Raw genomic sequence first — 11,563 nt, forward strand, 5'->3', positions numbered from 1 at the left:
GAAGAGGCGTGTCTTGCCCGACACCTCTCTCAGCTGGTCTCGATGGCCGCTCTTTACCTACCCTCAGCCCTCTCTCCTCTCGTACCCCTGCTTGGGCATCCCATCCCAAAAGGGCGAAAGTCGAGTCCGAACTCCCTCGCGGGCTCTGGGGCTGGGCAGCGCCTCTTCCGTCATGTCGGGCCACGAGGTGAGGCAACGAAGGCAGCACCTGCCGCCGCATCTGGAGCTGTCGGAGGCGGGGGGCCGCAAGCTGCCTCTGTGCGGCAAGCCTTCCTTGACTCCCTCGACGAGGTGAAGGACTCGCTGAAGGAGTCCGAAGCCATGCTCTCGAAACTCGCGAAGAGCGCTCCCGTGTTCAGTGGCAGGGCTCTCAGTGGGGGAGCGTTCACGCGCTATCTCGACCACGGCACCCATGAAGTGGCGTGGATTCGCGGCGCCCTCGGAAGCGCGACGGTGCTGGCGGGGAGCGCGTCGGAGGTGGGGGACTCGGAGATGGAGCTGGCCCTCCTTCGCATGGCGGGTCCACGGCTCCAGTCCGCGATGTTCGGTGCCCTGCTGTTCGCGACTTGGGTGGACTTCCTCCAGCTCTCCGACGTCCTGCTGCGCGAGTGCCCGATGTGCGGCGACGAGAAGCTGTTCGTGGACCTCCACCGCGTTCAGGGCTTGATGGAGCCCACGCTCGCGGACCTCGCCTCTCGCGACCCTGAGCGAGTGGAGGCGGCGACACTCGCGATGCCCGAACTGATGGGGAAGCTGACGCACGAGTTCAACATGATGCTTGCGGATGCCAGGGCCGCCATGGAGACCGGAGGCAAGGTCATGGTGGCGGCGCAGGTGTTGGAGATGCTCGCCATGATTTCCACGCTGAAGCTGGGGATGCCCAGGCTTCCACCTTCCGCCCCTGCGACGCTCGGTGTGGGACTCGTCATGAGTTCAGGCGGCGTCATGGCGGGCTCCCAGCTCGTCGTCTCCGCCGAGTGGGTGGAGATGATGCGAAGGCTGGTGCAGGCGGGTGTCATCTCGCTTCCCGTCGTGAGCGCAGCGGTCCGCATCCACGGTGGGCAGGTGATGATGGCCCAGGCGCACCAGGACTTGTCCGAGGGCGTGAAGGACGCGTTGGGGGACAGTCCCGAGGTGCGCGGCATGCGGGTGACGGGCAGAGCAGGGGCGGGTATGTCCGAGGCCCCGAAGCATCACGTCATGCCGAAGGAACACCGCGAGTGGTTCGAGCAGCGCGGCTTCAAGGGCGACATGGATATCGACCAGTTCTGTGTCCGGCTGGAGCAGGCCCACCACGAGGCGATTCACGGAGGGGGGAGCTGGAAGCTGGGACGTACGTGGCCCGGCGAGTGGAATCGGCTGATCATGAAGGCCCTGAACGATGCCGAGGTCGAAGCTGGACGCAGGTTGACGCGGAATGCGGTCCTGGACATCGTTGCAGATCGAATGAAGGACTACCGGATCCCGATGAATTTCGTCACAGGGAGAAGGCGATGAGCGACGGAGCGGCTTGGCAGGGCAACATCAAGGCTCGACTGTACGAACGGGTCCGCGAGCGAGGTTTCGACTCCCTGACCGCCTTTGCCGACGCGCGGCCTGCCGTGCCGCTATTCGCCCTGGCCGATGAGCTGGGCAACGACGTTGCTGCGGTGCAGTTGTTGAGTGGCCTGCTGTACGAGGCGGAGCAGCACAAGCGGGTCACCCGCTTCGTCCGTGATGTTCTCGTTCGCCTCTTGTCGCAGAGCCTTCCCAACGGGTGGCCCGCCGTGATGGATGACTCAAACGTTTTCAAGGTGGCTAAGGCGCTCGGTTCGTGGTCCGCGTACACTCCAGAAACCCATCAGGAACGGGGCAAGCTGGCGAGGGCGGCACTTCGCGCCAACCCGCCGCCAGCAGGCTGGCGCCCGCTCGGTCCTGATGACGAGCTTCTTCGGAGGCTCCTGCCGGACGACGAAGCCTGACCAGAGTAGGTAGCGCCGCGAGTCAGCGACGGAGCCATGATGTGCTCCCAGTGTGCCCCTCCAGCGTGGAACGGAATGGCACACCGGGGCGGGACGGAACAGGGCGGGAAAGTGAGTCCGGGGCGAATCAGGGCGGTAGCGGGTAACAGCGTGTCCTGCTTGGTGTTTTCTGCCGCCCTTCAGGCGGGCAACGTGCTCACGCTGGGCTCCTACGTGCGAAACGGCTCCGAGCGAACTCTGGAGCTGCTCAAGCTCGACCCCTGGGCCAACAGCTCTGGCGCAAGACCTTCGCGTGGGACGCGCCCGGCTGGGACTTCTACTCGTTAGCCGACCTGGTGGTGGACGCGCAGGACGACATCCTCGTCGCGGGGCAGTCCTCGCCATCGACGGACCTGGGCGACGGCCCGCTCGGCAAGCAGTCCTTCGTGGCGAAGTTCTCCTCCTCGGGTGCGCTCGTGTGGCGCAAGGCCCTGTGTGACGAGCTGGGCATCCGTGCGGTGGCTGTCGACTCGCGGGGCGCGGTGTGGCTCGGCGACAGGTGGGGCAGAACTGCCACGTGGGCGGCGGCGTCCGGTGGCTCCTGCAGACGCCCGCGTACCAGGGCTACATCGCCAAGTTCGACGCGAATGGCGAGTACGTCTTCGACCGCGCCATCGGCGGACGGGGCGACAGCGTGGAGGTGATGGACCTGAAGACGGCCGCGGTGGGCAGCTACACGGGGACGATGCGCTTCGCCGCCAGGATGACCCCGCGGGCAATCTCTACGGCCGCGGCAACCTCGGCGTGTACTCGCTCGACGGCGAGGAGCGCTGGCTGGGCCTCCTGGGCGATTGGATGAAGGACGTCGCCACCGGGTCGCTCGGCATCGCCGTGCTGGGCTCGTGCGAGGGCCCATGCCCGCCGGACGCGCAGTTCGGCGGGACGGACGGCGTGCTCGGGCTCTACTCCCCCACGGGCACCCGGCTGTGGACGGCACGGTATGGCCCCTACCACTCCGCCGCCTGGGAGCTGACGTACCACCCGACGGGCGCCATCACCCTCACCGGCATCACGGACATCGACGCCTCGACCTTCACCAGCAAGCAGCTCATCCAACACCTGCGGCCCCAATGAACCGCTCCCTGCGTTGACGCACGCGGACATCCCGAGCCCGCGCGCCGCGAAAACGGACAACCTCCCTGGGCCCCCTATACTGCGGCGCCAGGGAGGCAACACCTCGACATGGGCACGCGAATCCTGGGCATGGTGCTGGCCGGAGGCCAGGGAACCCGGCTGGCGCCGCTGACGCTGCGACGCTCGAAGCCGGCGGTGCCCTTCGGCTCGAAGTTCCGCATCATCGACTTCGCGCTCAACAACTTCATCAACTCCGGCATCTACTCCATCTACGTCCTGACGCAGTTCAAGGCGCAGTCGTTGACGGAGCACATCCAGCGCGGCTGGCGCTTCGGCTCGGTGTTGTTGTCGGACTACTTCATCACCCTGGTCCCCGCGCAGATGTACCTGTACGAGGAGCTGGGGCCCGTCTGGTACCGGGGCACCGCGGACGCCATCTACCAGAACATGCACCTGGTGGAGAACCACCGCCCCGAGCACCTGGCCATCTTCTCCGGCGACCACATCTACAAGATGAACGTGGCGCACATGCTGGAGCAGCACGAGGCCCAGCGCGCCGACATCACCATCGCCGCGTACCCCACGCCGCTCGCCGACGCGCACCGCTTCGGCGTCATGCAGGTGGACGAGCGCGGCCGCGTGACGGAGTTCCAGGAGAAGCCCAAGAACCCCAAGCCCATCCCCGGCCGGCCCGACACCGCGCTCGCCAGCATGGGCAACTACATCTTCCGCAGCAAGGTGCTCGCGGAGCTGCTGGAGATCGACGCGAAGTCGGAGGGCTCGCAGCACGACTTCGGCAAGGACGTGCTGCCGCGCGCGCTCAAGGACGGCTATCACATCCACGCGTACGACTTCGCCAGGAACCCCATCCCCGGCCAGACGGGGCCCAACACCTACTGGCGCGACGTGGGCACGCTGGACGCGTACCACGAGGCGTCCATGGACCTGGTGTCGGTGAACCCGGAGTTCGACATCTTCAACGCCGAGTGGCCGCTGCGCACCGCCAGCGAGTACAGCCCGCCCGCCAAGTTCGTCCACGAGTCCGGGGACCGCGTGGGCCGCGCGCTCAACTCCATGGTGGCCGGCGGCTGCATCATCTCCGGCGGCGTGGTGCGCGAGAGCATCCTCTTCCGCCGCGCGCGCGTGAACAGCTACGCCAGCGTGCAGCGCTCCGTCATCTTCGACGAGGTCGACATCGGCCGGCATGCCCAGGTGAAGAACGCCATCATCGACAAGGGCGTGCGCGTGCCCCCCAACGCGAAGGTGGGCTACGACCTGGACGCCGACCGCGCCCGCGGCTTCACCGTCACCGATAGCGGCATCGTCGTGGTGCCCAAGGGCTACCGCTTCGAGTAGCCCCCGCCGCCTCCGCTCCCCGTCCTCCCAGGAGGCCTCCCGAGGCCTTCGCGGGCTTGTCCTGTCTTCATCCGGGCTTCCGGGGTTCAAAATCCAATATTGAATATGAGAATCGTTATCAAGTAGGGTGCCGCCCTGTCGAGTGAGGTGGAGCCCTCGGGGCGCGCGGTGTGCGCGCGCGTGAAGGGGGCCCTCGACGAGGAAGGCCGGGGCCCCCGCTCCGGTGGGCACGTCACGCAGTCCGTTCAGGGAAGAGGGATACGAAGATGAGTCATACCGAGCAGGCGTTGCCGAGGCGCGCCGGACAGCAGGGCCTGTGGGTCCTGGTCGCCGTGGTCATGTCGTTGGCGTTGCTGGCGAGCTGCGGAGATGACGACAAGGACCCCACGCCCAACCCCACGCCGGACGCGGGCCAGCAGGAGGACGCGGGCACGCCGGACTCGGGCACGCCGGACGCGGGGCCGCAGGTGTGTGGTCCGACGACGGTGAACTGCGCCGAGCAGACCATCGACACGCTGTCGCTGCGCACGGTGGTGAACACGGGCGTGGTGCGTGAGGAGGGGACGACGTCGGGCGAGTTCCTGACGTTCGTGGACTCCACGGCGGGCGGGCTCAACCCGACGATGTCCTATACGTACCTGCGGTTCACGGCGACGGGCGCCGAGCAGGTCCAGATTCACGACCACCAGGCGCTGGTGTCGCAGGACTGGGACATCGCGGTGCGTCGCTACACGATGCGCGTCAACAGCGGCACGTCGGGGCCGTCGTGCGTGTCGGTGGCGAAGGTCGCCGAGGGCACCACGTTCGCGCAGGTGGCGGCGGTGGACTCGTCCTGGACGTTCGAGACGGAGAAGTGGTGGGACGACTCCTCGGGCACCTGCACGCTCATCCCGGATGACTCGGGCCTGAACGGTCCCAAGACGGCGCTGGGCGCGTTCTGGGAGTACCCGGTGCGCTGCGTGCAGATGACGGGGCAGGTGTTCGCGGTGCGCCTGGCGGATGGTCGTCACGTGAAGCTGGAGGTGATGGGCTACTACGAGCCCGCCGCGCAGCAGACGTGCAACGAGACGGGCGCGGCGCCGACGCCGAGCGGCTCGGGTTCCATCCGCATCAAGTGGGCGTTCCTGCCGTGAGGCTCGGGGCGTGGCTTCTGCTGCTTCCCCTGGGATGTGGCCCCGTGGAGTCGACGCGGGCGCCGCACGAGCGTCCGGAGACGTTGACCGCAGGGCGACAGGGGCAGCAGACGGGAGCGCGCCCCACCTCGCCCCTGGCGGTGCCGCCGAGCTTCGGCGCGGGTGAGCAGGTGGAGTCGGTGGTGTCCCCGAAGGGGCGCTTCCGCATCCACTTCTCCCGCGTCGGGCTCAACGCGGTGCCGGCGGGGGACGCCGATGGCAGTGGCGTGCCCGACGCCGTCGAGGTCGTCGGGCGCGCGTATGAGCGCGTCGCGGACTTCTACGTGAGCCTGGGCTTCGTGTTGCCGGGCAGCGACGCGGCGGTGGCGGACAACGGCGGGGACGGCCTGTTCGACGTGTACCTGGTGGACTTCGCCGGCGTCGCGGACGGGGCGTTCCGGCTGGACGACTGCGAGACGGAGTCGGGCCTGCGGTGCGTGGGGCACATGCTCCAGGAGAACGACTTCGCGGGGTACAACTATCCCTCGTACGAGACGGCGGTGGACATCCTCGCCAGCCACGAGTTCTTCCATGCGGTGCAGTCCGCGTACAGGACGGGCATGGGCGGCGTGGTGACGGAGGGCACGGCGGTGTGGGCGAGCGAGCGGTTCGACGCGTCGCTGGATGACCTGGAGCACTTCTCCGCGTCGTACCTGTCGCGCACGGACTCCAGTCTGGTGCAGGACCCCACGGGGCCGGCGGTGTCCTTCAGCTATGGCGCGAGCCTGTTCTTCCAGTACCTGGGCGAGCGCGTCGGTGACGCGGCCATCCTGCGCCTGTGGGAGGAGAGCGTCACTTCGCCGGAGGCGCGGTGGCCGGTGTTGGTCGACCGCCTCCTGAATCGCGACTGGAGCCTGAGCTTCGACGCCGCGTTCACGGAGTTCTCGACGTGGAACCTGTCCACGGGCGCGCGAGCGAATGCGTCACAGGGCTACGCGCGGGGCGGCGGTTACGAGGGGCTCAAGCCGGCCGTGAAGGCGCTGCCCTATCAGGAGGCGGACGTGCGGCTGACGACGGCGTCGGCGCGCTACTTCGAGGTGCCGGGTGGCTCGGAGCGGGTGTGGGCGCGGTATGTGCCTCGGGACGTCGCGAACTCGTCGCAGCAGCACCTGTTGGTGGCGGCGGTGACGGACACCGCGGTCCTGCGGGTGACGCGCGTGGATGGGCCGGGGACGCTGTCCGCGAACGTGACGGCGTCGGATGCGAGCCGGGTCATCATCGCGGTGGTGGACGGTCGCCACGACGGCACGGGCCGCTACGGCACGCTGTGCCTCACGGGGGAGACGTCTGGCGCGCCGTGTGTCGAGGTGACACCGGAGCCGGAGCCGGAGCCCGAGGTGCCCCAGACTCCCGACGATGACGACGACAGTGGCTGCGCGGCCGCGCCGGGTGCGCTGGGCTGGGCAGCGCTGGTGCTCGTGGGGGTGGGACGGCGAAGGCGGTCGTAGCGGCGGTGAGTCACCCCAGGCTCGGGGCTCGTGAGGGGCGCCCTCCACCGGGAACGGCGTCCCTCGCGGTGGTCTCGGGCCACCTGTCCATGATGACTCCGAGGTCCGTCTCGGGCCTCGCTGAAGACTCCCGCGTCAGGGGCCCGTCGACGCCTCCACGCCGGGCGCCTCGGGTGACGTGGGCGCGGCCCCTGTCGCGCACTGCCCCTGGTACTCGGTGAGCGTGCGCTGGAAACGCTCCTGCTCCTCACGAGGCCACTCGGCGGGCAGCTTCGCGACGGCCTCCTGCTGCTCCTGGATGGCCTCCTGGCAGCGGCCCTGGTGGAAGGCGACAAGGGCGCTCGTCTCCAGCGCATAGGCGTTGTCACGTGCCCGCCTGCGCCCGATGAGCGCGAGCGGGGCCGCCTCCTCGTGACGCCCGGCCCTCGCGTAGAGCCATGCAAGCTCCGTCGCGCTCCACCAGTACTCGGGGCTGAGCTGATTCAGTCCGCGCAGCGCCTCTTCGTAGCCTGGGGCCTCGGCGCGGTCTCTCGCCATGGCCCGCGCCAGATGGCCCCAGGCATCGATGCTGTTGGGGAAGGACTTCACACGTGCGATGCCCCACGCGAGCTCCTGCTCCGGCGTGAGGTCCATCTCCGAAGTGACGGTGTCCCGCTTGACGGTGTAGTAGCCCTCGATGGGATGGCCCGCGAGGGTCGCCGGGTAGAAGCGCATGCTCGCCACGGTCCTCAGCACGGCCTGGTCGAGAGCGTCGGTCGCGGACTCCACGAGTCGGATGTCCCGCGGTCGCCCGTTCGTTCCGACGATGAACCCGACGATGACCATCGCGAGGGTCTTCTCGCGATAGACCTCATGGGGAAACTCGTGCACCACTCGCGAGTAGCCCACGGGCGGCTCGAACTCCTCGCTCAGGAAGTCGCAGGCCTGATGCAGGTCCGCCAGGACGCAGGCGGCACGGAGGTCCGCCTGGGCTTGTCTGACCTGCTCCTCGGTGGGTTTGCCCGCGAGGACTCGCGTGGCCTCCGCGAAGATGGCGGGAGCCTCCTCGGCGGTCACGCTGACGCTCGGGCCTGTGTCGCGACGCGGGGCGAGCACCCCCAGGTACACGGGGGGGCTGTAGGGGCGCGGGTTCAGGTACTGGTCCATGTCCCAGGAGAGCTGTCCGTGGCTCGCGGGCAGGGTGGGAAGCGGACGCGAATGACCACACGCGGTGAGCCCCAGGAGCACGGCGCCCAGGACGACGGTTGCGAATCTCATCGCGCCGCACGCTAGCGTGACCCGCCCTCGCGCATAAAGGTGTGCCCAAGGCGTGTCGAAGGTCGTCCCGGCGCACGCGGTCCGCTGTCCTCCGCGCGACACGGGGAGTCCGGTGCCTTCACGCGCGAGGGCCCGCCGTCTACCGTGTGACACTGAAAGGCGCCGCGGCGTCGGGACTCGTTCAGTCGGGGGGACAGGTGTCGCGTCCTCCACGCGTTTCCGGCTAAGCGTACCCCTGAGCGCCGCACGGACCCGAGACCTTCATGCACAGCGCAACCGGCCAGGACAGCAGCTCGCCCTTCATCCGCTCCGTGGGAAGAGCCCTCCCGCCTCACTACGTCTCGCAGGAACAGCTCATCGCCGCCTTCCGTGAGCTGTGGGCCACGCGCCACTTCAACCTGGAGCGCCTGGAGGACCTGCACCGCGCCGTCCAGGTCGGAGGCCGCTACCTGGCGCTCCCCATCGACGCGTACCGCGAGCTCGTCACCTTCCAGCAACGCAACGACGCCTGGATTCGCGAGGCCACCACCCTCAGTGAGTCGGTGGTGCGCAAGACGCTCGAGCAGGCGGAGCTGACGCCCACGGACGTGGACCACGTCTTCTTCGTCACCGTGACGGGCATCTCCACCCCCAGCGTCGAGGCGCGGCTCGCCAACCGGCTGCGCTTCCGCGAGGACTTCAAGCGCACGCCCATCTTCGGGCTCGGCTGCGTCGCGGGCGCGGCCGGCATGGCACGCGCCGCCGACTACTTGCGCGCCTTCCCCACGCACACCGCGCTGCTGGTGTCCGCGGAGCTGTGCTCGCTGACGCTGCAGCGCGAGGACCTGTCCATCCCCAACATCATCGCCTCCGGCCTCTTCGGCGACGGCGCCGCGTGCGCGGTGCTCCGAGGCGCCCAGGCCCCCGGCGCCCGAGGTCCCCGCGTGGTGGCCTCGCGCTCCGTCTTCTACCCGGACACCGAGCGCACCATGGGCTGGGACGTGGTGGACTCGGGCTTCAAGGTCGTGCTGTCCGCGAAGGTGCCCCACCTGGTCAAGGACCACATCCGCGGCAACGTGGACGCCTTCCTCGCGAGCCACGGCTTGAAGCGCGATGACATCCGTCACTGGGTGGCGCATACCGGCGGGCCCAAGGTGCTCGAGTCCTTCGAGCAGGCCCTGGAGCTGCCGCAGGAGGCGCTCACGCGCTCGTGGGCGTCGCTGCGCGAGGTGGGCAACCTGTCCTCCTCGTCGGTGCTCTTCGTGCTGGGCGAGACGCTGGAGAAGGCGGACGCGAAGCCGGGGGACTGGGGTCTGATGATGGCGATGGGGCCGGGCTTCTGCGCGGAGATGGTGCTCTTGCGATGGTGACGCTCACGCAGGGGGTGTTCCTCGGGTACATGGGCGCGCTCGTGCTGGAGCGGCTCGTGGAGTTGGTGCTCTCCAAGCGCAACGCGGCGTGGGCCTTCGCGCGGGGAGGGGTGGAGACGGGGCAGCGTCACTACCGCTTCATGGTGGTCTTCCACACGCTGTTCCTCGTCGCGTGCGTGGCGGAGGTGTTCCTCCTGCACCGGCCCTTCCCGGGCGTGCTGGGCTGGGTGGCGCTCGGCGGTGCGCTGGTGGCGCAGGGGCTTCGCTACTGGGCCATCTCCACGCTGGGCTCGCGGTGGAACTCGCGCATCATCGTCGTGCCGGGCCTGCCCCCCGTGGAGGGGGGGCCGTACCGCTTCCTGCGCCACCCCAACTACGTCGCGGTGGTGCTGGAGCTGGCGTGTGTGCCGCTCATCCATGGCGCGTGGTGGACGGCGGTGTGCTTCTCGGTGGGGAACCTGGGGCTGCTCTTCGTGCGCATCCGCGCGGAGGAAGCGGCCCTGGGGGACGTGTACGCGAAGGCGTTCTCCCATCGTCCCCGTTTCCTTCCGGAGGTGCCCCGTGGCTGAGCTCGAACTGGAGGTCCTGGCGGAGATTCGTCGCATCGCCGCCGAGGAGCTGGAGTGGAAGGGCGAGGTGGAGCCCGGGCTCGACCTCCTCAAGGACCTGCAGCTCGACAGCCTGGGGCTGACGGTGCTGGCGGTGGGGCTGGAGAACCGCTTCCGCATCCGCTTGTCGGAGGAGGACGCGCAGGGGGTGCGCACGGTGGGGGACCTGACGAAGCTGGTGGAGCGGCGCGTGCTGTCCACCGCGCGCGTGGCGACGGAGGTCCGTTCGTGAGGGGACCCACGCTGCCCGCGGTGCGGTTCCCCACGGTGAACGCGATGATCGCGTCGACGGCCGAAACGGACTTCCGGCTGACGTTCGTGGACGCGGCCGAGAAGGAGACCTCGCTGTCCTGGGCGGAGGTGTACCGACGCGCGCGGCGCACGGCGGCGGGGCTGTCGCGCCTGGGCGTGCGCGAGGGCGAGCGGGTGGCGCTGCTCTTGCCTACCTCGCCGGCCTTCATGGATGCCTACTTCGGCGCGCTGCTCGCAGGCGCGGTGCCGGTGCCGCTGTATCCGCCGGTGCGGCTGGGGCGGCTGGAGGAGTACCACCGGACGACGGCGCGGATGCTCCAGGTGACGGAGGCGTGCCTGGTGCTGACGGACTCGCGGGTGCGGCTGCTGTTGGGCCCGAGCGTGGAGAAGTCCCGTCCCCGCCTGGGCTGTCACACGGTGGAGGACGTATCGCGCGACGACGAAGGGCGCGAGGTGGCGGTGGGCGCGGATGCGCTGGGCCTCATCCAGTTCTCCTCCGGCTCCACGGTGGACCCCAAGCCGGTGGCGCTGACGCACGGGGCGCTGCTGGCGCAGTTGAGGGCGCTGGAGGTGGCGATGCCGGTGCCGCCCGACAGTCCCCGGGTGGGCGTGAGCTGGCTGCCGCTGTACCACGACATGGGGCTCATCGGCTGCCTGCTCTCGGCGCTGCACTATCCGGGACACCTGGTGCTGCTTCCGCCCGAGGCCTTCCTGGCGCGCCCCGCGCTGTGGCTGCGCGCGGTGTCCCGGCATCGGGGCTTCATCTCGCCGGCGCCGAACTTCGCGTATGGCCTGTGCTTGAAGCGGGTGAAGGACGCGGAGCTGGAGGGCGTGGACCTGTCGTCGTGGAAGCACGCGCTCAACGGCGCGGAGCCGGTGTCCTCGGAGACGCTGCAGCGCTTCGTGGAGCGCTTCGAGCGGTGGGGCTTCTCCGCGCGCGCGCTGCGGCCGGTGTACGGGCTGTCCGAGGCGTCGCTGGCAGTGACGTTCCCTCCGGAGGGCCGGGGGCCGCGCTCGCTGGGCGTGGACCCGGGGCTGCTCGCGAGC

General features: G+C 69.3%; 12 protein-coding genes. 11 read left to right on the forward strand and 1 reads right to left on the reverse strand.

Annotated elements, in window-relative coordinates:
* The 7 genes from FL311_RS44415 to FL311_RS35495 form a co-directional block, all read left to right on the forward strand.
* On the forward strand, positions 1–1,497 hold a 1,497-nt coding region (locus tag FL311_RS44415), incomplete at its 5' end, for a DUF2380 domain-containing protein (protein WP_194869494.1).
* Complete coding sequence (locus FL311_RS35470; RefSeq protein ID WP_141332120.1) at positions 1,494–1,961, forward strand: NUDIX hydrolase; 468 nt, start codon at positions 1,494–1,496, stop codon at positions 1,959–1,961. The genes FL311_RS44415 and FL311_RS35470, both read left to right, overlap by 4 nt.
* A 523-nt stretch (positions 1,962–2,484) precedes the next feature.
* Entirely contained in the window at positions 2,485–2,799 is a 315-nt protein-coding gene (locus tag FL311_RS35475; RefSeq protein ID WP_141332121.1) for a hypothetical protein, read from the forward strand.
* Positions 2,745–3,074, forward strand: coding sequence for a hypothetical protein (locus FL311_RS35480; RefSeq protein ID WP_141332122.1), 330 nt, complete (start codon positions 2,745–2,747; stop codon positions 3,072–3,074). The genes FL311_RS35475 and FL311_RS35480 overlap by 55 nt, the downstream gene beginning before the upstream one ends.
* Before the next feature lie 108 nt (positions 3,075–3,182).
* On the forward strand, positions 3,183–4,430 hold the full coding sequence (gene glgC / locus FL311_RS35485) for a glucose-1-phosphate adenylyltransferase (protein ID WP_141332123.1): 1,248 nt from the start codon (positions 3,183–3,185) through the stop codon (positions 4,428–4,430).
* A gap of 266 nt (positions 4,431–4,696) precedes the next feature.
* Positions 4,697–5,563: an HmuY family protein gene (locus FL311_RS35490; protein ID WP_141332124.1), complete on the forward strand. Its 867-nt coding sequence runs from the start codon at positions 4,697–4,699 to the stop codon at positions 5,561–5,563.
* A gap of 44 nt (positions 5,564–5,607) precedes the next feature.
* Positions 5,608–7,050, forward strand: coding sequence for an MXAN_6640 family putative metalloprotease (locus FL311_RS35495; protein WP_228557300.1), 1,443 nt, complete (start codon positions 5,608–5,610; stop codon positions 7,048–7,050).
* A 135-nt stretch (positions 7,051–7,185) separates the two neighbouring features.
* On the opposite strand, the gene FL311_RS35500 is transcribed toward FL311_RS35495, so the two are convergent.
* Positions 7,186–8,307, reverse strand: coding sequence for a TonB family protein (locus FL311_RS35500; protein WP_141332126.1), 1,122 nt, complete (start codon positions 8,305–8,307; stop codon positions 7,186–7,188).
* 263 nt (positions 8,308–8,570) lie between these two features.
* Between FL311_RS35500 and FL311_RS35505 the strand changes: the two genes are divergently transcribed.
* The 4 genes from FL311_RS35505 to FL311_RS35520 form a co-directional block, all read left to right on the forward strand.
* The gene (locus tag FL311_RS35505) at positions 8,571–9,656 is read left to right on the forward strand and encodes a type III polyketide synthase (protein WP_141332127.1); all 1,086 of its coding nucleotides are present in this window, start codon (positions 8,571–8,573) and stop codon (positions 9,654–9,656) included.
* Positions 9,650–10,225 (forward strand): isoprenylcysteine carboxyl methyltransferase family protein, encoded by a 576-nt coding sequence (locus FL311_RS35510; RefSeq protein ID WP_141332128.1) that lies wholly within the window; start codon positions 9,650–9,652, stop codon positions 10,223–10,225. Before FL311_RS35505 ends, FL311_RS35510 begins: the two co-directional genes overlap by 7 nt.
* On the forward strand, positions 10,218–10,496 hold the full coding sequence (locus FL311_RS35515) for a phosphopantetheine-binding protein (RefSeq protein WP_141332129.1): 279 nt from the start codon (positions 10,218–10,220) through the stop codon (positions 10,494–10,496). Before FL311_RS35510 ends, FL311_RS35515 begins: the two co-directional genes overlap by 8 nt.
* 44 nt (positions 10,497–10,540) lie before the next feature.
* Positions 10,541–11,563, forward strand: a 1,023-nt coding sequence (locus FL311_RS35520) for an AMP-binding protein (RefSeq protein ID WP_141332130.1), incomplete at its 3' end; no start/stop codon positions are given.

Source organism: Myxococcus sp. AB025B (assembly GCF_006518215.1).
In the GTDB taxonomy this organism is placed as follows: Bacteria; Myxococcota; Myxococcia; order Myxococcales; family Myxococcaceae; genus Myxococcus; species Myxococcus fulvus.